Origin of the sequence: Chryseolinea sp. H1M3-3 (assembly GCF_029360725.1) — a bacterium.
In the GTDB taxonomy this organism is placed as follows: domain Bacteria; phylum Bacteroidota; class Bacteroidia; order Cytophagales; family Cyclobacteriaceae; genus Chryseolinea.
This window is the reverse complement of record NZ_JARKMY010000010.1, coordinates 743,751-767,701: the sequence shown is the minus strand read 5'-3', so window position 1 is coordinate 767,701 and position 23,951 is coordinate 743,751. Positions and strand designations below refer to the sequence as shown.

At 41.4% G+C, this 23,951-nt stretch carries 20 protein-coding genes; 8 read left to right on the top strand and 12 right to left on the bottom strand.

Features of this window, described 5'->3' with window-relative positions:
- Positions 1 to 71 precede the first annotated feature (71 nt).
- The 7 genes from P2W71_RS20065 to P2W71_RS20035 all read right to left on the bottom strand — a co-directional run bounded on the left by P2W71_RS20065 (position 72) and on the right by P2W71_RS20035 (position 6,369).
- A complete protein-coding gene (locus P2W71_RS20065) occupies positions 72 to 959 on the bottom strand; it encodes a hypothetical protein (protein ID WP_276373108.1) in 888 nt (295 codons plus the stop codon).
- Positions 960 to 1,083: 124 nt separating this feature from the next.
- Positions 1,084 to 2,208 (bottom strand): molecular chaperone DnaJ, encoded by a 1,125-nt coding sequence (dnaJ, locus tag P2W71_RS20060; RefSeq protein WP_276373107.1) that lies wholly within the window; start codon positions 2,206 to 2,208, stop codon positions 1,084 to 1,086.
- Between the two features lie 35 nt (positions 2,209 to 2,243).
- On the bottom strand, positions 2,244 to 2,771 hold the full coding sequence (locus P2W71_RS20055) for a nucleotide exchange factor GrpE (protein ID WP_276373106.1): 528 nt from the start codon (positions 2,769 to 2,771) through the stop codon (positions 2,244 to 2,246).
- A gap of 118 nt (positions 2,772 to 2,889) precedes the next feature.
- Positions 2,890 to 3,882: a GTPase ObgE gene (obgE, locus tag P2W71_RS20050; protein ID WP_276373105.1), complete on the bottom strand. Its 993-nt coding sequence runs from the start codon at positions 3,880 to 3,882 to the stop codon at positions 2,890 to 2,892.
- 91 nt (positions 3,883 to 3,973) lie between these two features.
- Positions 3,974 to 4,555, bottom strand: coding sequence for an adenylate kinase (locus tag P2W71_RS20045; RefSeq protein WP_276373104.1), 582 nt, complete (start codon positions 4,553 to 4,555; stop codon positions 3,974 to 3,976).
- 77 nt (positions 4,556 to 4,632) lie between these two features.
- Positions 4,633 to 5,190, bottom strand: a complete 558-nt coding sequence (gene hpt, locus P2W71_RS20040; RefSeq protein ID WP_276373103.1) for a hypoxanthine phosphoribosyltransferase — start codon at positions 5,188 to 5,190, stop codon at positions 4,633 to 4,635.
- Between the two features lie 270 nt (positions 5,191 to 5,460).
- Entirely contained in the window at positions 5,461 to 6,369 is a 909-nt protein-coding gene (locus P2W71_RS20035) for a M20/M25/M40 family metallo-hydrolase (RefSeq protein ID WP_276373102.1), read from the bottom strand.
- Positions 6,370 to 6,530: 161 nt separating this feature from the next.
- Between P2W71_RS20035 and upp the strand changes: the two genes are divergently transcribed.
- The 3 genes from upp (at position 6,531) to P2W71_RS20020 (ending at position 9,366) form a co-directional block, all read left to right on the top strand.
- Positions 6,531 to 7,175, top strand: coding sequence for a uracil phosphoribosyltransferase (gene upp / locus P2W71_RS20030; RefSeq protein ID WP_276373101.1), 645 nt, complete (start codon positions 6,531 to 6,533; stop codon positions 7,173 to 7,175).
- 59 nt (positions 7,176 to 7,234) lie between these two features.
- Positions 7,235 to 7,654: a hypothetical protein gene (locus P2W71_RS20025; RefSeq protein WP_276373100.1), complete on the top strand. Its 420-nt coding sequence runs from the start codon at positions 7,235 to 7,237 to the stop codon at positions 7,652 to 7,654.
- Positions 7,655 to 7,794: 140 nt separating this feature from the next.
- Positions 7,795 to 9,366 (top strand): GAF domain-containing protein, encoded by a 1,572-nt coding sequence (locus tag P2W71_RS20020; protein WP_276373099.1) that lies wholly within the window; start codon positions 7,795 to 7,797, stop codon positions 9,364 to 9,366.
- A 54-nt stretch (positions 9,367 to 9,420) separates the two neighbouring features.
- On the opposite strand, the gene gcvP is transcribed toward P2W71_RS20020, so the two are convergent.
- Positions 9,421 to 12,306 carry an aminomethyl-transferring glycine dehydrogenase gene (gene gcvP / locus P2W71_RS20015; RefSeq protein ID WP_276373098.1) on the bottom strand — a complete coding sequence of 962 codons (2,886 nt, stop codon included), beginning with the start codon at positions 12,304 to 12,306 and terminating at the stop codon, positions 9,421 to 9,423.
- 188 nt (positions 12,307 to 12,494) lie between these two features.
- Between gcvP and P2W71_RS20010 the strand changes: the two genes are divergently transcribed.
- Complete coding sequence (locus P2W71_RS20010; RefSeq protein ID WP_276373097.1) at positions 12,495 to 14,003, top strand: M28 family peptidase; 1,509 nt, start codon at positions 12,495 to 12,497, stop codon at positions 14,001 to 14,003.
- A 72-nt stretch (positions 14,004 to 14,075) separates the two neighbouring features.
- Here P2W71_RS20010 and P2W71_RS20005 read toward each other — a convergent pair whose 3' ends face one another.
- Both P2W71_RS20005 and P2W71_RS20000 read right to left on the bottom strand, forming a co-directional pair.
- Positions 14,076 to 15,152 (bottom strand): mannose-1-phosphate guanylyltransferase, encoded by a 1,077-nt coding sequence (locus tag P2W71_RS20005; protein ID WP_276373096.1) that lies wholly within the window; start codon positions 15,150 to 15,152, stop codon positions 14,076 to 14,078.
- A gap of 63 nt (positions 15,153 to 15,215) precedes the next feature.
- Entirely contained in the window at positions 15,216 to 16,184 is a 969-nt protein-coding gene (locus P2W71_RS20000; RefSeq protein ID WP_276373095.1) for a KpsF/GutQ family sugar-phosphate isomerase, read from the bottom strand.
- Between the two features lie 69 nt (positions 16,185 to 16,253).
- On the opposite strand from P2W71_RS20000, the gene recQ reads away from it, so the two are divergent.
- The 4 genes from recQ to P2W71_RS19980 all read left to right on the top strand — a co-directional run bounded on the left by recQ (position 16,254) and on the right by P2W71_RS19980 (position 21,584).
- Complete coding sequence (gene recQ / locus P2W71_RS19995) at positions 16,254 to 18,443, top strand: DNA helicase RecQ (protein WP_276373345.1); 2,190 nt, start codon at positions 16,254 to 16,256, stop codon at positions 18,441 to 18,443.
- Positions 18,444 to 18,632: 189 nt separating this feature from the next.
- Positions 18,633 to 19,919, top strand: coding sequence for a phosphoribosylamine--glycine ligase (gene purD, locus P2W71_RS19990; protein WP_276373094.1), 1,287 nt, complete (start codon positions 18,633 to 18,635; stop codon positions 19,917 to 19,919).
- Between the two features lie 4 nt (positions 19,920 to 19,923).
- Positions 19,924 to 21,108, top strand: a complete 1,185-nt coding sequence (gene ricT, locus P2W71_RS19985; RefSeq protein WP_276373093.1) for a regulatory iron-sulfur-containing complex subunit RicT — start codon at positions 19,924 to 19,926, stop codon at positions 21,106 to 21,108.
- Positions 21,105 to 21,584 (top strand): gliding motility lipoprotein GldH, encoded by a 480-nt coding sequence (locus tag P2W71_RS19980; protein WP_276373092.1) that lies wholly within the window; start codon positions 21,105 to 21,107, stop codon positions 21,582 to 21,584. Before ricT ends, P2W71_RS19980 begins: the two co-directional genes overlap by 4 nt.
- Before the next feature lie 31 nt (positions 21,585 to 21,615).
- Here P2W71_RS19980 and P2W71_RS19975 read toward each other — a convergent pair whose 3' ends face one another.
- Entirely contained in the window at positions 21,616 to 23,541 is a 1,926-nt protein-coding gene (locus tag P2W71_RS19975) for a M56 family metallopeptidase (RefSeq protein WP_276373091.1), read from the bottom strand.
- Complete coding sequence (locus tag P2W71_RS19970) at positions 23,538 to 23,921, bottom strand: BlaI/MecI/CopY family transcriptional regulator (RefSeq protein WP_276373090.1); 384 nt, start codon at positions 23,919 to 23,921, stop codon at positions 23,538 to 23,540. Before P2W71_RS19970 ends, P2W71_RS19975 begins: the two co-directional genes overlap by 4 nt.
- Between the last annotated feature and the right edge of the window lie 30 nt (positions 23,922 to 23,951).

Sequence of the window (23,951 nt, the reverse complement as noted above, 5' to 3'; positions counted from 1 at the left end):
ATAGCAAGGAATTACAAACAACGGGTTTAGAAGATTAGATCGGCGGTAACGCTGCCGAAACTTAGAGGTAATTACTTAAAAATGATGTTTCCCATAGAAACGTCAAGATCGAATGTCAGACTGTTTTTGGCATCTCTGGTGTACGCAGCATTGGCAAAGACATTTTCCGAGACCTTCTTAAATTGATCCGGTATTTTTACACTACATAACCATGAGTCTTTGATCTTCACCAATACTGGTGTTTCGGCAGGAGGCAATAAGATGGTAAGATTTCCAGCGCCTACACTTCCTCTGATATTGTTGCTTACCAAGGGCTTGCTTCTAAAGTCGAGTGTCATATTACCAAACCCGACATCTGCCATCATGAACCGCGATCGGGACATGTTTAGATTTTTTACATTTATGGAACCCAGGTCTACTTTAACGAAGAAGGTGTCCATATCAATTTGATTCTCAAGGGAAGAGTAATATCCTACGTTTACATCCGCACTACCCGTATTGATTTTAAGCGTTTTGATGGCCAATCCCGACAGGTCAATGTTGGCATTACCAATACCGTAATTCAATTCAAGAAAATAGGGTTTGGCATCCGTTAGATACATTTTCCAGATTTTATCACTGGCTGGCTTGTCGGAAGCGCCGAAAAAACGAGTAGAAATGGTTTGACTTATACCTTCGGAATGCATATCCTCGAGGTTAAGGAGTACTTCGCAAGTCTTGCCTTTTACCTCTTTCCGAAAGTTATGGGCATATGTGTTTTCAGTTTGATTGCTGAAAACATTAAGAATTTCAGTGTTTTGGCTGGGTTTTATAAAGCAATTACCACTGTTGGCCTTTAAACATAGCCTGATATTTTCGCAATGAGCGACGTCTTCAACAGTAAATTGTTTTTTAAGCTGTCCGAATGCAAGTCCCGCGATAGCAACCCCACAATACGTTAACCAGATCTTTCTATGCATGTCGTTATTACGATCTATAAGTAATGGGGGTTACGACGTGTAAGTTTAAACGTGAAATATACACTTGGCCCCCGCTTAATCTTAGTTAAACGAGTAGATTTGAAATGGGTTGCCCGGAATCTTTTTAGTTAAAATATTCCTTCATACGCTCAAAAAAGCCCTTTTCGTTAGCATCGGGATGAGGCTCGAAGTTGGGTGAGCGTTTCAGGCCTTCCAAAATAGCCCTTTCCTCAGCGGTCAACTTTTTCGGTGTCCAGACATTGACGTAAATCAGCTGATCTCCGGTTTCATATCCGTTTACATCTTTAAGTCCTTTTCCGCGAAGTCTTAAAATTTTACCGCTTTGAGTTCCGGCGTCAATTTTAATCTTCACCTTTCCACCTACAGACGGCACTTCTACATTTGTTCCTAAGGCTGCATCTACAAAACTTATATAAAGGTCATAGACAAGATTATTGCCATCTCTTTTCAGGAACTTGTCTTCTTGTTCTTCTATTAGAATTAATAAATCGCCCGCAGCTCCTCCTCCCGGAGCTTCATTTCCTTTGCCCGACATGGAAAGTTGCATACCATCGGCAACTCCGGCAGGTATTTTAACGCTGATATGTTCTTCTTTTGATACTAGTCCGGAGCTATCTACTCCACCTGGACGTTTGTCAATAATTTGACCGGAGCCATCACAATTTGAACAAGTACTGGCCGAAACCATTTGGCCCAACATAGTATTGACTACTTTCCGGATTTGCCCTGTGCCCTGACAGGTTGTGCAAGTCTTAAAAGTTACACCTTCTGCACGAACAAGGCGGTTAACTTTAATCTTCTTTTCAACGCCGTGCGCGATTTCCTCTAAGTTGAGCTTTAATTTTATTCTGAGGTTAGTACCCTTGCGTTGACGTCGTCCGCCACGGGAGCCGCCTCCACCAAAGAAACTGTCGAATGGACTTCCGCCGCCTCCTCCAAAAATATCTCCGAACTGGCTGAAGATATCATCCATGTTCATGTTTTGGCCACTGAAACCACCGTTCCCTCTGGCATGACCGAAACGATCATAATGTGCCCTTTTTTCCTGATCGCTCAGAACTTCGTAGGCCTCGGCCGCTTCTTTGAATTTTTCTTCAGCTTCTTTATTGTCGGGATTTTTATCGGGGTGAAACTGAATAGCAACTTTACGATAAGCTTTTTTTATCTCCTCCACCGATGAGGATTTATTGACACCTAGTATTTCGTAATAATCTCTTTTTGCGGACATGGATTTAGATATTGAAAGATGTTCTAAAAGTCGGGTTAACTACCCACCACAACTTTAGCGAACCGAATTACTTTTTCATTTAATAAGTAGCCTGCCTCAACGACGTCGACGACCTTGCCTTTCAGCTTTTCATCGGGTGATGGAATTTGCGTGATGGCCTCGTGCAAATCTGCATCAAAGTCAGAGCCGGCTTTAACATCCATTACTTTTACACCCGTCTGTTCCAGGATCTTTTTAAATTTATTGCGGATCAGGAAAAATCCTTCCAAGTCGTTATTGTTTTTGTCTTGAAAAGATTTTTCTGCGCGATCAAAATCATCTACCACCGGAAGTAATGTTTTAATCAATTGCTCGTTAGCAGATTGGATCAGATCCAGTTTTTCCTTTGCCGTACGTCTTCTAAAGTTTTCAAACTCCGAATACAAACGAATGAATTTCTCTTTTTGCTCATTGAGTTCTGCCTGTACTTTTTCCAAAGAAGCGTTCTGAGTGTCCTGTACAGAGGCTGACACGTTTTCTGCTGCTTCGTTGTTTTCTGAAAGTATCTCTTCGTTCTGCTTCATTTGCGCTTTGATTAATGATATTCTAAAGACATAACGTCTTGAAAACTAATTAAATCCTTCGGGTCAACAACTTTGCCAAAGGTGTTTTTAATGCCAAACTGACACTGAGATTTTTGAATTATTCGTGCAGGGTTTTCCAAATCAAGTCCTTTAACTCTTGAATACCCTTGTTAGTGACTGCAGAAATAAATACGCACGGAATATCGTGAGGTACGTCTTTTTTCATTTCGGCAAGGAGTTCATCATCCAACATATCCATCTTCGAAATGGCGAGTAGCCTTTTTTTATCCAATAACTCCGGATTATACTTCCTAAGTTCATTCAGCAATATTTCAAACTCTGTTTTAATATCTTTTGAATCCGCTGGAATCAAAAACAGCAGTAATGAATTGCGTTCTATATGCCGTAAAAACCTGATGCCTAAACCCTTTCCTTCGGCGGCGCCCTCAATAATTCCCGGAATATCGGCCATTACAAAAGAACGGTCGTCACGATAAGAAACCACGCCCAGGTTAGGCGTAAGCGTCGTGAACGGGTAATCACCAATTTTTGGTTTTGCAGCTGATACAACTGAAAGCAACGTCGACTTCCCCGCATTAGGAAATCCAACCAACCCTACATCGGCTAATAGTTTGAGTTCAAGGACAATCCATTCTTCCGTACCAGCTTCGCCAGGTTGTGCATGCTGCGGCGCCTGATTGGTAGACGTAGCAAAAAAAGCATTTCCTTTTCCACCTCTTCCACCTGGTGATAAAATATATTCTTTTCCATCCTCAGTTACTTCGAAAAGCACTTCGTCAGTGTCCGCACGCTTTGCTACAGTGCCCAATGGCACTTCAAGAATTTCATCTTTGCCATCAGCGCCTGTTCGGTTTTGTTCCTCTCCACCATTACCATTGCTGGCAATCACATGTTTTCTGTATTTTAAATGTAGGAGTGTCCAAAGTTGTGCATTACCTCTTAGGATTACGTGGCCCCCACGCCCTCCGTTGCCACCATCAGGGCCGCCTTTCTCGATGAATTTTTCACGATGAAAATGCAAAAAACCGGCCCCACCGTGGCCGGAGCGGGAACAAAATTTAACGTAGTCGATGAAGTTAGGAGAAGCCAAAATGTTGAGATTATAGGATTAAAATTGAAAGAACAGAAAATTGAAAGATGTAAAGCTAATAGTCTGATCTCGCAATCTTCCAATACACTTTCTACAACAAAAGGCTTTTATCTATTTCCCGGCAGATGTTGGAAAAAATATTTTCAATTTCGCCTACACCTACAACAGACGCATACTTGCCGAGTTTCTTATAATATTCGGCTACGGAAGCAGTTTCACCTTTATATACTGAGATTCTGTTTTCAATCACTTCCGGTTTTGCATCATCGGGCCGATTTTCTTTTGCAGCACGGTCAGCCAGTCGCAGTCTGAGTTCATCTTCCGGAACAACAAGTTCGATTAATACTTTTATTGGAGTGCTTTTGGATGCCAATAGTTTATCGAGAGCCTCGGCCTGCGGAATCGTCCGCGGAAATCCGTCAAAGATGATACCGGATGCATTGCCACTGTTTTTAATCTTGTCGTCTACCATGTCGATTACTACCTGGTCGGGGACAAGATTCCCTTTGTTCATGTAATCCTTTGCAAGATTGCCCAGCGGCGTTCCCTCCTTAAGATGTTTTCTGAAAAGATCCCCAGTAGCGATATGAACAAGTGAATATTTCTCAATGATTTTTGCACTTTGTGTGCCTTTACCCGCGCCAGGAGGGCCGAAGAGTATAATGTTGATCATGTAAATGTGTTGTTTACGTTACTGTTGGGGGCCTTTTTGTGAAACAAGGTGACGAATATAGTAATCCAAGATGAATTTTAAACTGAGCTATCGGGATTGAAGATATTTTCCGAGTCCGTCTTATAAAGGTCTTTGAGGTTTCTTCCCAACCCGTCGTAGTCTAATCCATATCCTACAACAAATTCAGTTTCAATTTCAAATCCTAAATATTTAACAGCAATTCCCTTTTCACGCGCAGTTTTTTTTCGAAGCAGGGAAATAACTTCCACCGATTTAGTACCCAGGCTTTTTAGTTCAGTTACAATTTTTTGTAAGGTTTGGCCAGTATCAATGATGTCCTCTACGATAATAATGTCTTGGTTGAACAGGCTTTCATCAAGTCCAATGAGTGTTTTGATTTGCCCTGAGCTAACAGTTCCAACATACGAGGATATCTTAACAAAGGAGACTTTGCAGGGAATAGAGACCTGTTTAAGCAAATCTGCTCCAAACATGAACGATCCATTAAGAATAGGAAGAAAAACCGGCGTTTTTGAATTGTAATCAAGGTCTATCATTTCAGCTAACGCACTTATTTTAGCTTTGATCTCATCTTCCCGTATGAACTTCTCAAATTCTAAATCCTTAATCTTCATCCTTATTTTTTTGAGGCTGTAAAGATAAAAGGAAATTCATGGATACTGTGATAATTTGTAACGGCCACAGGATAAGACGGAATATAGGTCATCCTAACCGATTTAATTTGATTGTGCGGATTTGCTGCGGAGGGTACTAAGCAGCTGCATAAAGAAATCGGAGTGAAATTTCATATCACTCGTTTATCTGATCCTACTTAAATTAGTTATTGAATAAAAAGTTACGATTAACAGCGAGATCCGGAAAATAAAAGTACGCGAAAGTTTATATCACAGATCCTTCATCAGCCATGAGTATAGTTCTATCATGGTTTTGATGTCGTGTTTATGAACTTTTTCATCAGGTGAATGGGCCCCCTGTTCCGGTGCACCAACAAAACACCAATCGAAAGGGTAGGGTGAAGTTTGCAGTTCACGACCATCACTGGAGCCGGCTCCTTCTACCTCCAGTTGAAAATCTATTTTTCTTTTTTTTGCAATAGCGATAATCCTATCAAGGTAAGATTTTCTCGGAAGGTTTCGATCACGCATCGAGATGGCTACACCTTTTCCGGGATGAACACCATCAGAAACCCAGGTAATATCAGATATCAGCGCCTGGCTGATGTTCCATTTTTCGTGGATTATTTTAGCGAGAAACGGAACCGAACCTCCGCCATGTTCTTCCCAGCAACTAAAAACGATCACACCGTCTTTCAATGTTTCCGCTACTTTTAAAACATTGTAAATGCCTAAACGATTGTCGAGATATGCCGATTGTATGAACTGTTTGGTCTCGCGAAAATTCACTTTATATGTCAGGGTAGCACCGCGGTCAATTTGACGGCCGAAGGAGTAAAACGCATGCCTGTCGTTGTCGAATTCAAGTTCACATTCAATTGGCCCGAGACTGTCTTTCCCGACGAGTTTCGTACCTGAATCTGCATCAGGACTTCCGATCGGCAATAATTGATTTTGATAGCGAACGGTAAATCCTATGCTGTCCATGTGTGCAAAAATTGCAGTGCGGGGATTTCCGAATTTTAAGATTATACAGTCTTGCAAACCCTCCTGGAAAATTTCAGGAACAACTTTCCATTTCTTGCTCTCCTTTCGAATGTATTTCAATAAAAATTCTTTCATCGCAACTTCATCGCCAGACGGAGCAGGTATTTCACAGAGTTGTTTAAGTAGTTTCATGAATACGAATAAGTAAAATCATCTTCATACTGCAAACCTAGTAAAATCGTAACGAGTCGTATAGGTAAGAATGTCAATCATTGCCCAACTTTTATTTGTTAACGCTTACATTAGTTCTTACCACAACTTTATTCTAAATTTTCGATGAAGAAAAACGTGATATGATATTTAACCTTAGTTCGCAAAATACGATAGCAAATCAGTTTATATCCGAATTGCGAGACAAAGATATTCAACTTGATCGTGGAAAATTCAGGAAAAACATGAAGCGGCTGGGACAACTAATGGCCTACGAAATTTCGAAGAAACTCGATTTTAAGGAGCAGCTTGTTCAGGGTCCACTTGCAGCATCTAATATTCCACTACTCGCACAACATCCCGTATTACTTACCGTTCTACGGGCAGGACTTCCTTACCTGGATGGTTTTCTTGATTATTTTGATCGATCGGATTGTGGTTTTATCGGAGCGTACAGAGAAGAGGGTTCTGACGAGATACTCATCCACCTGGATTATGTTGCTGTTCCGGTGGTCAACGAACGGATCGTTATTTTAGTCGATCCGATGCTGGCGACAGGCAAATCTATTATACGGTCTGTAGAAACATTGCTGAAGCGCGGGCAACCTTCTCATATTTTTATAGCAGCACTGGTGGCTGCGCCTGAAGGGATTCATTATATAAAAGAAAATTTAAATGTGCCTTTTTCAATCTATACCTGTGCTATAGATGAAAATCTTAATGACCAATTTTACATTGTTCCTGGGCTGGGCGATGCAGGCGATTTGAGTTTTGGCCTTAAAATGTAACGTGGATAGTGACTATGTGGGAAATTATTTGGAAGGCTGCATCGGTTTATTTTTCATGCATGCTCAAATTTATTTTTGGGCCTTTGGGTGGCTATGCTTACGGGTTTACATTACTGGCTACCATCCTGATTACGGTGGCCGGTATGATGAGCGTTGTGCTTCTGCTGACTTTCTTTGGTAACTGGATTCGCGAGAAAATTGTAAGTATATTTTATAAAAAAAGAAAAAAATTTACGGTGAATAGCCGTCGATTTGTTACCATCTGGAAAAAGTATGGGCTTATTGGTGTTGCTGCATTAACTCCAATTGTTCTAACACCAATAGGCGGGACGTTACTAGCGGTTAGTTCCGGGAGTCCGAAAGAGAAAATAATCCTTTACATGTTCATCAGTGCTTCCGTCTGGTCTGTTATTTTTAGTAGTGCATTGTATTTTTTCGGTAACGAGATCTTGAAGTACCTCCCGGATTATGCAAAATAGCTTTAAATATAACGTGCGATCTTTTTGCTTTTAAATGTACTCTTTTACGGGTCCCTCTGATGTCTAAGTGAATTCAAATTCTCTCTATCTTCGGGAAACGTTTTATAATTAAATATTATTCCAACAATCAAGTTGAGTGCATGAAAAAAATCTTCAAAGAAGGCTGGATACAAGTGGCCTTCGCAGCGTCCGTATTTGTAATGCTGCTCCTTATTAATGTAGGATTAACAGTACGCAATAATAACGTCATCCGAGAAACACATGAGATGATTCAGAATTCTGAATCAATCATGGATCTGGCTGATAATATTCTTAACAGTACGGTTCACGGCGTAGATTTGGGTGTACGGGGTTTTGGACTTACTAAAAACGAAAAAATGCTGAGTCTTTATGAGAAATCCATCAACGCAAATTCCGGAATATTTCATGAACTGGAAATAGGTTTGAAGGAGCAAGCGTATCCTAAGTTGAATGATCTCAAGAAACTTCAGGCTGACGTAAAAGCGTACATTCAATACTCCAACGACTTATTGAACATGGCGAAGGTCGATAGCATGGCAACTTTTAAACAGCTACTAAATGTGGATAAAGGGTTTGAGAAGGAGACTTCTTACAATGCTTTTTATGGACCGCTTTCAAAATATGAAAGTGATTTACAACAGGAGGCTTATGAAAGGGCCGCATTTGCAGAACGATATAATTTAATACTGCAAATCTTCTTAGTGGTAATAACCCTCCCCATTTTAACATTCATTGTTTTAAGATTACGCCGGGAGCAACGTCAACGCGAAAAGCTTTTACAGAAAATTCATGAGAACGATGTCAAATACGTCTTTAATTCTGGGAAGGATCACGGATTAATAGAGGAAGAAATTATAGAGACTTCGATACAAAATTCGCGTAAAGCTTCTGAGTTCATCAAGGTGCTGGCAAGTGGTGATTACACAGTTGAATGGAAAGGTCTGAATGAAACAAACTTCAAACTAAATCAAGAAACGCTTGCCGGAGATTTACTCAACATGCGTGAAAAGCTTAAAACGGTAAAAGCGGAAGATGAGAAGCGAAACTGGATGAATGAGGGCTTAGCCAAGTTTTCAGAGATTGTCAGGAATCATCAACACGATTCGAAAATACTGGCAGACAAGTGTGTTTCGTTCCTAACGAAATATCTTAAAGCGCAACAGGGAAGTTTGTTTGTATTAGAAGGTGAAGAAGGTGCCGAATATTTGAATCTGGCGTCTAGTTATGCATTCGATAAAAAGAAATGGATAGAGAAAAAAATTGAAATCGGAAACGGGTTGATCGGACAGGCGTTTCTGGAAGGAGAGATTACACAGTTGAAAGATGTACCAAACGGATATACTCATATTACGTCAGGCCTAGGCGATGCAACGCCCAGATATTTAGTGATTGTACCTTTGAAATATGATGTGCATACCGTTGCTATCATTGAGTTAGCATCGTTCATTGATTTTGAAGAGCATCATACAATGTTCCTTAAAAAGGCTGGTGAATTTTTAGCTTCTGCGATTTTGAATTCTCAAACAACACAAAAGATGAAAGCGTTGCTTGAAAATGCAAAGTTAAATGAAGAGCAAATGCGCGCGCAGGAAGAAGAGATGCGACAGAATATGGAAGAGTTGCAAGCGACGCAAGAAGAACTGGTAAGAAAAGAGAAAGAGCGAATGAAACGAATGGAAATGACATCGTAATAAAAAAGAGAGGCTGTCTCAAAAGGACGGCCTCTCTTTTTTAGTCTTGTATGATTATATAGCGGTAGTCTCCTTTGTATATTCTTCAATTGGCAAACAACTGCACACGAGATTTCTGTCACCATAGGCGTTATCTACCCGGCTAACGGCGGGCCAGAATTTGGCATCCTTCACATAGGGCAGGGGATATGCGGCTTTCTGGCGGCTATAAGGTTTGTCCCAATGATCAGCCATCACAACGGTTGCTGTGTGCGGCGCATTTTTTAAAACATTGTTATCTCTGGAGACTTTACCTTCTTCTACTTCCTTAATTTCATTTCGGATTTCGAGTAACGCATCGATGAAGCGGTCAAGCTCTTCTTTCGGTTCACTTTCTGTGGGTTCTATCATCAACGTTCCAGCTACTGGGAAGGAAACCGTGGGAGCGTGAAAACCATAGTCCATCAAACGTTTGGCAATATCTTCCATTTCCACACCTGCTTTCTTAAAATCGCGGCAATCGACAATCATCTCGTGGGCACACCGGCCTTTGCTTCCTGTGTAAAGAATTTTAAAATGGCCTTCGAGACGATCTTTAATATAATTTGCATTTACAATGGCCATCTTCGTTGCATTAGTCAGCCCTGCGCCACCCATCATAGCAATGTAGGCGTAGGAAATGGTTAAGATACTGGCACTTCCCCAGGGCGCTGCTGAAACAGCCTGGATAGCTTTGTCACCTCCTGTTTTGATGATAGAATGTCCCGGCAAATAGGGCTTCAATTTGTCATTGCAGCAAATGGGACCCATGCCTGGGCCTCCGCCTCCATGTGGTATACAAAAGGTCTTGTGTAAATTCAAGTGGCAGACGTCCGCGCCGATGGTAGCGGGTGAAGTCAGGCCAACCTGCGCATTCATATTTGCTCCATCCATGTACACTAATCCGCCATGCGCATGTATAACTTCACAGATCTCAACGATAGATTCTTCAAAAACGCCATGCGTGGATGGATAAGTCACCATGAGGCATGACAGTTGATCCTTGTATTGTTCGGCCTTAGCCTTTAAATCTAAGACGTCAATTTTACCTTCGTCGTCTGATTTAACTACAACGACATGCATACCTGCCATTACCGCGCTGGCTGGATTTGTGCCGTGAGCCGATGCAGGGATCAAAGCAATGTTTCGTTGAATGTTTCCGTGATCCTGATGATAAGCACGGATAACCAGCAGCCCAGCATATTCACCCTGAGCGCCACTATTTGGCTGGAGCGAAACACCGGTGAATCCGGTAATTTCTTTTAACCAGTTCTCCAGGGAGGCAATGATTTCCTGATATCCTTCCGTCTGATTGGATGGAGCGAAGGGATGTATGTTACCTAACTCGGGCCAGGTAACAGGAATCATTTCGGCTGTAGCATTGAGTTTCATCGTACAAGAACCAAGAGAAATCATGGAATGAACCATCGACAAATCTTTATTCTCAAGTCGCTTGATGTAACGAAGCATTTCGTGCTCGGAATGATGGGTGTTAAAAACCGGATGCGTAAGAAACGGTGTCTTTCGAATCCAATTCGCCGGCCAATTTATTTCCTGACCATTAACAGAAAAGGTTTCCAGTTTCTTATTGTTTACTGTGGAAAAAATACTGATGATGGTTTGAATATCATCGGGCGAAGTTGTTTCATCCAGCGTAATCCCAATATGGTTGTCGGAAAAATACCTAAAGTTTATTTCGTGTTTTAATGCTTCATGCTCAACCAGTCTTATATCATCAACTTCAATTTTCAGGGTGTCGAAATAAAACTCATTAATTTGTTTTATACCCAATGATTTTAACGCATGGTCTAGGGATTTCGCCAAAGCGTGAATTCGCCCTGCAATTTTTTTCAAACCCTGGGGACCGTGATAAACAGCATACATACCTGCCATCACAGAAAGTAAAACCTGGGCGGTACAGATGTTCGAAGTGGCTTTCTCTCTTCGGATATGTTGTTCACGCGTTTGAAGTGCCATTCGATATGCGGGATTTCCTGATGCATCTATGGACGCACCGATAATTCTTCCGGGCATCTGTCTTTTGAAATCATCTTTGGTAGCAAAGAAAGCAGCGTGAGGTCCTCCGAAACCCATCGGTACCCCGAAACGTTGGCTTGACCCAACAACAATGTCAGCGCCCATTTCGCCCGGCGTTTTCATCAGCACCAGGCTCATCAAATCCGCGCCCATCGCGACGAACACGTCATTGTCATGGGCCGCCTGAATCAGCGCGGAGTAGTCATGAATTGCGCCGTTATTGTCAGGGTTTTGAATGTAAACAGCAAATAGATCGGTATTAGTAAGATCAACTGTTTTAATATCCCCGACAATCACTTCTACCTCAAGCGGTGTGGCGCGGTTCTTCAGAACATCAATTGTTTGGGGAAACGTATTTTGGTCAATAAATATTTTAACGGCGTTTTTTCGAGAGCCTTTTCTGGAAGCTAAAAAAACATGCATGGCCTCTGCTGCCGCAGTAGCTTCGTCTAATAGTGACGCGTTCGCGATTTGCATTCCCGTGAGATCAATGATCATAGTTTGATAATTGATCAAAGCCTCCAGTCTGCCCTGTGCGATTTCCGCTTGATAAGGCGTATAGGCCGTATACCAGCCAGGATTTTCTAAAACATTTCTGAGAATAACACCAGGTGTGATGGTATTGTAATAGCCTGTTCCGATATATGTTTTATAAACTTTATTCCGTGAGGCTATCTTTGAAAAATCGTGAAGAAATTCATACTCAGATTTTGCCCTCGGTAGATTAAGCGGTTTTTTTAACCGGATGTTCGATGGTACGGTTTGATCAATTAAGTCGTCTACAGATTTTGCTTTAATTACCTTCAACATTGCTTCCGTCTGGTGAGCATCGGGTCCGATGTGGCGGGTCTCAAACTGTTCTTTGTACTGTGAATCTATTTTCATTAAGGGTGAATTTTGCGAGATACTACTTCAAAATAATAATGACTCAAAAAGAGGTCACAAAGGTAATTCTATCAAAACAGAATTAACAGTGCCGAGCGCAATTCCAGGCAAATAATTCCTATTAAAATAGATTTACGTTGCGCAATTCATGAAAGGTGTAGATCTTGGCTGAATTAACTAATGTGATTATGAGGAAATGGAGGTTTTGGATAGCGGCTTGTGCATTTATAATCTATGTAAATACTGATGCTCAGGATGCTGAATTACAAAAATATGGTAATCGGATAACTGCGTCCGATTTAAAAGATTACTTATCAATTCTTGCTTCCGATGCGCTTGAAGGGCGTGAAACAGGGAAACGAGGTCAGAAAATGGCTGCGGCTTTTATTCGTGCTCATTTTGAGGAATTACGTCTTACCGGCCCGGTGAATGGAGACTACCTCCAGCCTTTCGATTTATACACGACACGTGCTGGCGAAAACTATGTGAAAGCAGGAGGTTCTCAGTTTAACAACTATACCGAAATCACTTACTATGGAAATAGTGATAGCGGTGGGGAGGTCTCTCTTCCCATGGTGTTTGCAGGTGATGGATCTGAGGAAGCGTTAAGTCAAATTGATATTAATGGAAAGGCCGTATTCTTGATCGTGACATCAGATTTCCCCACGAATGAAAAATTAGAAGCACTTCGGGGAAAAGGGGCAAAAATGATTTTCATTAGTCACTCGAAAACCAAGTCTGATTTTGATATCATTTCTAACCAAATAAAATCATTTGCCGGATCGCGCGAACTTACTTTGAAAAAACCGTTGAGTAATAGCTCCGTTCCGGGTGCATTTATTGTGGCGCCAAGCATGACTGAGAAATTCTTTGGACTATCGCGAGATAAACTTATTAAGGTCATGGAAGATGGGTACAAAAAGAAAGCGTTCAAAAAAATTAAACCGGTGGATATTGTTTACCGGACTTCCTCCGATATAAAGCCAATTCAATCTGAAAATGTATTAGGCTTTATTGAAGGATCTGACAAGAAGGAAGAAGTTGTAGTGATTACTGCCCATTACGATCACGTGGGTGTTAAGAAAAATGGAGAAGGCGATCTTATTCACAATGGTGCAGATGATGATGCTTCGGGTACCTCGGCCGTTATGCAATTGGCTAAAGTTTTTAAGCAAGCAAAATTGGAAGGAAAAGGGCCCAGGCGCAGCATATTATTTATGCTGGTAAGTGCTGAAGAAAAAGGATTACTGGGTTCCGATTATTACACGCAAAATCCAGTGTTTCCCCTAGAGAATACTGTCGTTAATTTGAACATTGATATGATTGGAAGAAGAGACCCGCAGCACCAAAACAGTGCTCCCTATATATACGTCATCGGGGCGGATAAGCTTTCAACAACCCTGCATGAAGTGAGCGAGGCAACGAACAAGCTATATACAAACCTCATCTTTGATTACACTTACAATGATATGAATCATCCCGACCGGTTGTATTATCGATCGGATCATTGGAATTTTGCTAAAAAGAATATTCCCATCATTTTTTATTTTGATGGAATACATGAAGACTATCACAAACCAAGTGACGAAGTTGATAAAATAGAATTTGATTTATTGGTAAAACGTACGCAATGCATTTTTTATACGGCATGGGAGATTGTCAATCGCGAAGCGCGAATTGTTCCGGATAAAAAATAGAAACACTCGTTGGGAATCGAACTCTGGTGATATTAAATGCTTTGTACAGTTAACCTGCACAAAGCATTTTTTTTAAATAAACTCCGTGGCGTTCGGCTTCGCTTTAAGATCGCTTACAAATCTTCTGAATTGCTCTTCCTTATCTTTTTCACAAACAATGACCACATTACCAAATTCGCCAACAAGATAACCATTGAGACCTTGGACAATGATGAGCTTGTCGGGAGAGCCTTTTATAATACAGTTGCGCGTGTCATAAGTATGCGTGTTCGCATTGATCACATTATTGTTGTCGTCCTTCACTGATATTTCGTGTATAGAGGCCCATGATCCCAAGTCTGACCAGGTGAAATTGCCTAAGCACACATATACATTTTGTGCTTTCTCCATGATGCCATAATCGATCGAGATATTCTTGCATTGAGAATAGGCGCCGCGTATTACAGCTTTTTCTTCTGGCGTTCCAAGTTTTGATTTGATCTCGTCAAAGACTTCAGTCATCTCAGGAAGGTATTGGTGGAACGCTTTGTTGATGGCTTCCACCCCCCAAATAAAAATCCCTGAATTCCAAACGAAATCTCCGCTCTCCAGGAATTTTTTTGCTAACGACAATTCAGGTTTTTCGGTGAATGTCTTTACACGTTTGGCAAAACTTTTGTCGGTATGATATTGAATGTAACCATAGCCAGTCTCCGGACGGGTTGGTGAAATTCCTAAGGTTATCAGTTTGTCTTGTGTGGCCGCTTGATCGGCGGCTTTTTTAATGACATCCAGAAATACATCTTCCTTCATAATTAAATGATCGGATGGCGTAACAACTATAATGGCATCTTTATTTAGCTGGCCAATTTTATAATAAGCATAAGCTATGCAGGGAGCCGTGTTTTTGCGCATCGGCTCTGCTAAGATCTGGTCATCTGCAATTTGAGGGAGTTGTTGTTTAACAAGGTGAGCGTGTTCCTCGTGTGTTACAACATAAATATTTTCGGCGGGACAAATGGGAAGAAAGCGTTCGAAGGTTGATTGAAGTAGTGTTTTGCCTGTGCCCAACACATCTAAAAATTGTTTTGGTTTAGAGTTTCTACTATAAGGCCAAAAGCGTACTCCGACGCCACCGGCCATGAGCACCACATAAAGATTCTTGTTCATTGAGATTTTTTGGTTGTAAAATTTATACGCCCGAAATCGATTTAAATTAAGACTGCAAGTGTATCAAACAATTCCTTCTTTTAAAAGATCGTGAAGATGAATAAATCCTGCAATCTGAACACCGTTCATCACGACCAGTTGTGTAATATTATTTTCTTGCATCAAATGTAAGGCAGCGACAGCAAATTCATCTTTTTCAATTTTCTTTGGCGTTCGTGTCATAATGTCTTTTGCCGTTATATCGGTAAGATTACTCACTTTTTGAAGCATCCGCCTCAAGTCCCCATCGGTAATAATTCCGTGCAGAATTTTTTTCTCATCTACTACGGCTGTGCATCCCAAACGTTTGCTGGATATTTCCAGTATTACATCCTTTAATAGTGTATCCGGACTAACAATAGGGAGTTCGTTATGAACATAAATATCAGAGACCTTAAGATATAATTGTTTCCCAAGTGATCCTCCCGGATGGTACTCTGCGAAGTCACGACTGGTAAACCCGCGTAGCTCCAAAAGGCAAACTGCAAGCGCATCGCCCAAAGCAACATGCACAGTTGTACTTGTTGTTGGAGCAAGGTTAAGAGGGCATGCTTCTTCTGCAATCGTTGCATTTAGTATAAAATCGGCTTGCTCTGCAAGATATGAATTTGTGTTGCTAACTAAAGCAACAAGCTTTGATCCTCTTCGTTTGAGTAACGGAATTAATACTTTAATTTCGGGGGTATTTCCACTTTTAGAAATACAAATTACAATGTCTTCAGGCTGAATCATGCCAAGGTCGCCATGGATGGCGTCAGCAGCATGCATGAAGACGGAAGGTGTACCAGTGGAGTTAAGAGTAGCAACAATTTTATTGGCTATAATGGCACTTTTGCCAACGCCTGTAATGACAACGCGGCCCTTTGCAGAATATATCTCTCTGACACAGGCTTCAAAATTGTCATCAATAAAATTGGCGATGTTATGAATTGCTTCAGACTCATTTAATAATACGTCGCGAGCAATTTTTTTAATATTTTTAACTAAATTCAATTCCTTTTCAAGATTACTTTGTTACGAGAAAGACAAAGATACAATTTAGGTTTTATCAAGATGAAAACGATGTTGGTCGAAGAGAAAGATACCCTCAAAGAAAGATTAAAAGAAATTTTCGGTTACAGCCAATTTAGAGGTAACCAGGAAGAAATCATCCGGAATTTACTGGACGGCAAGAATACGTTTGTTATTATGCCAACCGGTGCTGGTAAATCATTATGCTACCAACTACCTGCGATGGTTCGGCCAGGTTTAGCGATTGTCATCTCTCCTTTGATTGCTTTGATGAAAAATCAGGTGGATCAAATGAATGCTTACGGAGTAAATGCACGGTTTCTAAATTCAACACTTAGCAAAGGTGAAATCACAAGGCTGAAAAAAGATTGCATGAATGGCAATGTCAAGTTGCTTTACGTCGCTCCGGAGTCCCTTAATAAAGAAGAGACAATTGAGTTTCTGAAAAAAGTAAACGTTTCATTTGTTGCTATCGATGAGGCCCATTGTATTTCAGAGTGGGGACATGATTTCCGCCCTGAATATCGAAAGATCAAAACAATGATTCACAGTCTTGGTGACATGCCTGTGATTGCATTAACTGCGACGGCTACACCAAAAGTGCAGCTTGATATTCAGAAGAATTTACAAATGGAGGAAGCTGATGTTTTTATTTCTTCTTTTAACCGTAAGAACCTTTTCTATGAGGTTCGACCTAAGAAAGAGACGAAGAAACAACTCATCAAATTCTTAAAAGATAACAAGGGTAAATCAGGTGTGATCTATTGCCTCAGCCGCAAGAAGGTAGAAGAAATCGCACAATTGCTAAACGTAAATGGTTTCAAAGCAGCACCGTATCATGCGGGTCTTGATCCGGATGTACGGATGAAAAATCAAGATGATTTCTTGAATGAGGAAACGGACATTATCGTCGCTACCATCGCTTTCGGGATGGGTATCGACAAGCCTGATGTACGGTTTGTGGTTCATTATGATGTACCCAAGTCGTTGGAAGGATATTATCAGGAAACCGGACGGGGTGGACGCGACGGACTTGAAGGCCACTGTCTCATGTTCTACAGTCACAATGATCTTAATAAGTTAGAAAAATTCAATAAGGATAAGCCGGTTCAAGAACGGGAAAATGCTCGCACACTGCTCCAGGAGATGGAGTACTATGCCGAATCACCGGTATGCCGAAGAAGACAGTTGCTTCACTATTTCGGTGAAGAATACTTACAAGAAAACTGCGGCATGTGCGACAACTGCGTTCATCCGCGTGAACGGTTCGATGGAACGGATGCAGTGCTTATTGCGTTGCAGGCAGTGAAGCAAACAAACGAACGATTCGGACTCAATCACCTCGTAAATGTTATCCGGGGCGTAGAAGATGAATACGTAAAGAGTTACGGTCATTTCGATTTAGCGGTTTATGGCAAAGGCAGTAATGAAGATGCCGATTACTGGAAGTCAATTATTCGTCAGGCATTGATCTATCAATACCTGGAAAAAGATATCGAGAATATTGGTAATCTTAAGATAAGTCAACGTGGAAACGAATTTTTAAAGAAGCCGCATGAGATCATTCTGGCGCGCGATCATGACTTTACCACAGAGATTGAGGAGGAAGAAGAATCAAGCGACAAAGGTCCTGCAAATCCAAGAGCCTACGACACCAAGCTTTTCGAAATTCTAAAGACGTTAAGAAAGAAGATTGCCAAGGAAAAAAATCTTCCGCCTTATGTGATATTCCAGGACCCGTCATTGGAAGAAATGGCTACCACCTATCCTACCACGAAAGAAGATCTTGCACAGGTCAACGGCGTGGGAATGGGCAAGGTAAATAAGTTTGGGGCCAAGTTTTTAGAGGTAATTCAGAATTATGTCGACGAGAATGATATTGAAACCGCTAATGAGGTGGTTGTAAAATCATCGGTCAACAAGTCGAAAACAAAAATTCTTATTATTCAGCAAATAGATCGCAAGGTTGATCTAGAAGAGATAGCGGAGAAGGCCCGGTTGTCGTTTGATGAATTGCTCACTGAAATTGAGAACATTTGTTATTCGGGAACTAAGCTGAATCTTAACTATTATATCGACCAGGTAATTGACCCGCATAAACAGGATGACATTCATGACTATTTCATGAACGCGGAAACAGACAGTCTGGATGAGGCGTTGGGCGACCAGTCGATGTCGGCTTATTCCGAAGAGGAGGTAAGAATGATGCGTATCAAGTTCATGTCCGAATACGCGAACTAGGGGCGACTTTAATAAATGATAACATTACGGTGATTAGGTTAATCCCTTGTCACCGTTTTTTATAGCCTATTTCGGAGAGCTTCCCTCAGAAGTCAATGTCATGTCTACTTCAAATCGTGATTAAGGGATAGCGATATTTTATTTCACCGAATTCGCGGTTATCTTTGGGATTCAACCGAAAATACAACCATGAACATTCTCGTAATTGGTAATGGCGGAAGGGAGCATGCGCTTTGCTGGAAAATGCGGCAGAGTTCGCTTTGTGATCAAATTTTTGTTGCGCCCGGCAACGCCGGTACTTCGTTGATTGCCGAGAATGTGCCCATTGGCATAAATGATTTCGATGCGTTGGGTAAATTTTGTCTTGAAAAAGATGTTGACTTGGTGGTAGTCGGGCCTGAAGGACCGCTTGTGAATGGAATCAGAGATTTTTTCGAGCAGAATGCGCTGTTAAAGAACATCCTGATGGTAGGACCTGGAAAAATTGGAGCTCAATTAGAGGGCAGCAAAGATTTTTCAAAACAATTTATGATCAGGCATCATGTTCCCACTGCCAAAGCGAGGACCTTTAATGCATCCAACCTCACCGAAGCATTCGACTACATTTCTACCTGTAAGCCACCCATCGTACTCAAGGCAGATGGACTGGCGGCAGGAAAGGGTGTAATCATCAGTCTAAGTCAGGGGGAAGCAAAGGCAGTAATCAAGGAAATGTTGGTGAATAAGAAGTTCGGGGAAGCCAGTTCCAAGGTATTGATCGAGGAGTTTTTAAATGGTATTGAGGTTTCTGTCTTCGTTCTTACCGACGGTAAAGATTATGTAATCCTTCCCGAAGCAAAAGATTATAAACGAATTGGGGAAGGCGACCTTGGTCTCAATACTGGTGGAATGGGGGCTGTTTCACCCGTGTCATTCGCTACGCCATCATTCATGAAAAAAATTGAAGAAAGGGTTGTGAAACCTACCATTGAGGGCCTGATCCAGGAGGGAATTGATTATAAGGGTTTCATTTTCGTGGGGATTATGAATGTTGGAGGTGAACCCTTCGTGATCGAATACAATGCGCGAATGGGCGATCCGGAAACCCAAGCGGTGATGCCGCGGATTAAAAATGATTTTGTCGATCTTTTAGCTGCTGCCGCGAAAGGTGATCTTAAAGGAAAACAGGTAGAAATTGATGCGCATCACGCCGTAACGGTAGCTTTGGTTTCCGGCGGATACCCTGGAGAATACAAAACAGGGAAGTCGATTGTCGGGCTAGAAAAGGATGTTGATGCCCTTATTTTTCATGCTGGAACCAAGAAACAAAACAATAATGTATTAACTGATGGAGGACGTGTTTTGGCCATCACCGGGAAGGGCAATTCCCTGGAAGAAGCACGTGCTCAAGTGTATGAAACGGCTGCCCAGGTTTATTGGGATGGTCTTTATTATAGAAAAGATATCGGACAAGATTTAATGAATTATAAAGGTTAGCGGGATGGGATGCTCATGTGGAACAACTAAAAGTGGAGTAGTCTCTGGCTGCAATAATAATGGCGCTTGTAACACAGGCGGTTGTAATAAGATGAATGTCTTTGATTGGCTTTCCAACATGGACATGCCGAGTGAAGACAAATTCAAAATTGTTGAGGTCAGATTTAAAAACGGGCGGAAAGAATTTTTCAGGCTTACCGATAACTTAACGGTTACTACAGGAGATGCTGTTGTCGTTGAGGTACCTAACGGCCACCATATTGGACACGTATCTTTGCAAGGCGAACTTGTCCGGTTGCAAATGCAAAAGAAAAAGGTGAACAATGACGATGAAATAAAAAAAGTCTATCGCATCGCTCATCAAAAGGATTTAGAAAAATTTGAAGATGTAAAGAAGCGGGAACTTCCTACTCTTTATCGTACACGGGAAATTATCCGGGATCTCAAGTTGGAGATGAAACTTTCCGACGTCGAATATCAGGCTGATAATATGAAAGCCACCTTTTTCTATTCGGCGGATGACCGAGTTGATTTCCGTGAATTGATCAAATTGCTGGCAGGCGAGTTCAAGATCCGAGTAGAAATGCGGCAAATCAGTTTACGACAGGAAGCTGGCCGGCTGGGAGGAATTGGGGTTTGCGGAAGAGAGCTCTGCTGTGCAACGTGGTTAAGTGATTTCAAGAATGTGTCGACGAGTGCCGCGCGTTATCAAAACCTTTCGCTTAATCCCAGCAAATTATCAGGCCAATGCGGACGATTAAAATGTTGCTTGAATTATGAGTTGGAGACTTACATGGAGGCTTTAGAAGACATTCCAAAGATCGAGGGTCCTTTATTAACAGAAAAGGGCGATGCTACGCTTCAAAAAACTGATATCTTCCGGAAGATCATGTGGTTTGGGTTTAATGAAGAAAATACTTGGTACCCTTTGAATATCCAACGGGTCAATCACATTCTTCGAATGAATCGTGAGGGCAAGAAGCCAGCAAGTTTGGAAATTGATGTGGAAGCTGAAAAAATTCCGGTTGAAACTCTGAATAGCGATTTGGCGCGAATGGATCAGAAGTTTAAAGGCAAATCAAAAAAGAGAAAGAAGAAGAAAAGTGGTGGCGGAGGTGAAGGAAGAGATCAGGCACGACATAATCGACCTAATCCTAATCGTAAACCCAAACCTGGCGATCAACGATGAGAGTTGTTATTCTCCTAAGCAGCCTTTGTTTGCTTTTTTCTGGTTGTGACGAATCGCGAGTCTATGAACAAAATACTGATTTTCAGGATAGGTACTGGCTGATCAGTGAAAAGCCTGAGTTTGAATTTACCATTGACAAACCCGCCGATAGGTACACCTTGTATGGAAATGTTCGAAATACAATTTCCTATCCCTATGCAAGGCTTTTTTTCAACTACTCTCTTCAAGATTCTACAGGAGCAGAGCTGGAAAAAAAATTAGTGACCCAATACCTTTTCGATTCGAAGACAGGCGAACCTTTCGGGAACAGTGGCCTTGGCGATATTTATGATCACCGATTTGAATTGCTAAAGGACTATCAGTTTAAATACCGCGGTAAATATAAAGTGAAATTCGAACAACTGATGCGTGTAGATACATTGCAGGGAATCTTAGCGGTGGGGCTACGCGTAGAGAATAACTCTATTCCTAAGTAGCCCAATTTATTTCCGCCCAAGGTGCAAATGCTCAATCAAACTTGCGCCCGTGAATGTTAAAGTACTTTTCATGGAGTTCATTGTACTTTTGCTCGTGCTCAGGTTTAATCTTTTTACCGTTAATTTCAATTTTCCCATTGTGCCAGTGCATATTTTCTAACTTTTCATTTTCGTCGAGATAACCATCTTTGACTAGCTCAGACTTTAGTTCCTCCTCGAAACGTTTATTTTTTTCTTCAAACGCTTTTGCACTTTTCTCGAATTCCTGCTGATTTTTCTCAAACTCTTTTCGATGCAGGTCATGAAGATCCTCGAATCGTTTTAAATTCTCGTGTGATTTCTCCATCTGAGCAGCATAGTCGGAAGAAAATTTTTCGGCCTGCTTTTCCCATCTTTCGGCATAAGCTTTCGCCCAGGCTTCTTGTTTTCTTGCGTAATCCTGCATCTGGCTTTCCCACCTATCGTCGAATTTGTTGTTGACGTTTTGCTCTACATCCTGCATGATCTGTTCAATTTCCTTCTCGTGTTTCTCGTAGAAGTCGCCAAACTTGCTTTTGAAATTCTCTTCAAATTCTTTACTGAATGCTTCCCAGTCTTTTTCCTGCATCGGGGAGAATGCGGCACCATCAAAACCTTGGAGCATTACACCAATATCAGGCAGTGGCGGTATCATAACATTTACCTCGGGCATTGGAGGTAGCTCAAAATCGAAGTCTGGTGGAGGCACTGGGCCCTGGGAAAACCGTTGGTCATCTTCACGACCGGAATCGCGATCATCCTTAGCTGTTGGTGCTTTATCGATTTTTTTAATCGATGGATTATCGTTGTTGCTTGAGGTTACTTTCTGATTTTTTTTGATTTTCTTTTCTTTTTTTGTTGTGTCTTGAACAACGCTATGGGTATCTGATGTAGTGCTATCAATAGGTTTTCCTGTTTGTGATGAGATCCAGGATGCGCAAATAAGCCCAATGACCAGCAGCAAGGCAGGAATGATTCTCTCCCTGCTGGAATAATTTTTTACCGTGTTTTCCATAAGACGTTTAATTCTGTTAAGTAGTTGATTCTTATTTTCAGCCAGCGATAATGACATACCAGCTTTTGTCAGGCGTACTTCTTCTAGGGTCGCAAGTGCATTTACATAGTCCCTGGCATTTCCTTGATGTTTAACGACAGCATCATCACAGCAATGTTCCCGTTCCCTTTTTATAATTCCAGAAATTATCCAGACGAAAGGATTGAAAAAATAAATTGCCTCGATAAATGCCTGAAGCAGATTGATCAAATAATCGTTTCTGCGAATGTGCATAAGCTCATGCAGGAAAATAGTTTCCAGCTGTGCCGTAGAAAGGCTTGCCGTCATTCCTATCGGAATAAGAATGATAGGTTTGATGTAGCCGATGATGACGGGAGCGTGAATGGCGGACGATTCTGCCAGCGCAACAAGTGCATTGATATTAAGCTCCTTCGATAGGAATTGAATGCGATCACTCCATTCATTTTCCAGCAAAACGGATTCAACTCTTAGCTTTTGAACATACCATAACCCGGTCACTATGCGCAATGTGAAAAGAAGGGTTCCTAAGATCCATGCAGCTAAAAATGCGGGAATACTTGATTGTATAAAACCATTCAAAATGGCAATGCTGCTGTTTAAAGATAGATCAGAAAGGTGTTTGGAGGATTCAACCGACGCCTGCTGAACGGACATGGCATGTACTACCATTAGATCTGTCGGTGTTGACAGAAGATAAAGGAATGTTATAACAGAGAACGAGATGATAATCAACAACCCAATGGATGCGATCGTGTACCGGACATTGGATAGCTTTGCCGGGATAAACCGTAACACCAAAATCACAACCATGGCGATAATAAAAGCTTGCCATATAGAGTGAAGCAACGTATAGCCTAACATGTTTAGCTCAGATGCTTTTAAAAGTTCCATTAATGCATTCATTGTTCACCTTCTAATTTCTCCAGATATTTCTTGATTTCGCGTATTTCCTCTTTTGAGGACTTCTTGTTGCCCAAAGCACTCATGACCAGCTGCGCTGCTGAGCCTTGAAAAACCGTTTGTATCATCTTGTCCAGGATCTGTTGCCTGGTTTTTTCAGCGGTAGATACGGCTTCATAGAGATGCAGTTTGCCGCTCTTTTGGCGTGTTAGCAATCCTTTTTCATGCATGATTTGCATCAATTTTAATATGGTCGTGTAACCATTGGCCTCATCTCCTCCCAGCGTTTCATGAACGTCTTTGACCGACGTCGCTCCTTTTTTCCATATAACCTGGAGGATTTCTAATTCTTTTTCTGTGGCCTTAATTGGAGGTGTGTTCATATACGAATGATTTCGTATTACAATCATAAC

Excerpts from the sequence above, each read along its gene's own strand:
- P2W71_RS20065 (WP_276373108.1), bottom strand. The coding sequence starts at position 959 with ATGCATAGAAAGATCTGGTTAACGTATTGTGGGGTTGCTATCGCGGGA.
- dnaJ (WP_276373107.1), bottom strand. The coding sequence starts at position 2,208 with ATGTCCGCAAAAAGAGATTATTACGAAATACTAGGTGTCAATAAATCC.
- P2W71_RS20055 (WP_276373106.1), bottom strand. The coding sequence starts at position 2,771 with ATGAAGCAGAACGAAGAGATACTTTCAGAAAACAACGAAGCAGCAGAA.
- P2W71_RS20045 (WP_276373104.1), bottom strand. The coding sequence starts at position 4,555 with ATGATCAACATTATACTCTTCGGCCCTCCTGGCGCGGGTAAAGGCACA.
- hpt (WP_276373103.1), bottom strand. The coding sequence starts at position 5,190 with ATGAAGATTAAGGATTTAGAATTTGAGAAGTTCATACGGGAAGATGAG.
- P2W71_RS20035 (WP_276373102.1), bottom strand. The coding sequence starts at position 6,369 with ATGAAACTACTTAAACAACTCTGTGAAATACCTGCTCCGTCTGGCGAT.
- upp (WP_276373101.1), top strand. The coding sequence starts at position 6,531 with ATGATATTTAACCTTAGTTCGCAAAATACGATAGCAAATCAGTTTATA.
- P2W71_RS20025 (WP_276373100.1), top strand. The coding sequence starts at position 7,235 with ATGCTCAAATTTATTTTTGGGCCTTTGGGTGGCTATGCTTACGGGTTT.
- P2W71_RS20020 (WP_276373099.1), top strand. The coding sequence starts at position 7,795 with ATGAAAAAAATCTTCAAAGAAGGCTGGATACAAGTGGCCTTCGCAGCG.
- gcvP (WP_276373098.1), bottom strand. The coding sequence starts at position 12,306 with ATGAAAATAGATTCACAGTACAAAGAACAGTTTGAGACCCGCCACATC.
- P2W71_RS20010 (WP_276373097.1), top strand. The coding sequence starts at position 12,495 with ATGAGGAAATGGAGGTTTTGGATAGCGGCTTGTGCATTTATAATCTAT.
- P2W71_RS20005 (WP_276373096.1), bottom strand. The coding sequence starts at position 15,152 with ATGAACAAGAATCTTTATGTGGTGCTCATGGCCGGTGGCGTCGGAGTA.
- recQ (WP_276373345.1), top strand. The coding sequence starts at position 16,254 with ATGTTGGTCGAAGAGAAAGATACCCTCAAAGAAAGATTAAAAGAAATT.
- purD (WP_276373094.1), top strand. The coding sequence starts at position 18,633 with ATGAACATTCTCGTAATTGGTAATGGCGGAAGGGAGCATGCGCTTTGC.
- ricT (WP_276373093.1), top strand. The coding sequence starts at position 19,924 with ATGGGATGCTCATGTGGAACAACTAAAAGTGGAGTAGTCTCTGGCTGC.
- P2W71_RS19980 (WP_276373092.1), top strand. The coding sequence starts at position 21,105 with ATGAGAGTTGTTATTCTCCTAAGCAGCCTTTGTTTGCTTTTTTCTGGT.
- P2W71_RS19975 (WP_276373091.1), bottom strand. The coding sequence starts at position 23,541 with ATGAATGCATTAATGGAACTTTTAAAAGCATCTGAGCTAAACATGTTA.
- P2W71_RS19970 (WP_276373090.1), bottom strand. The coding sequence starts at position 23,921 with ATGAACACACCTCCAATTAAGGCCACAGAAAAAGAATTAGAAATCCTC.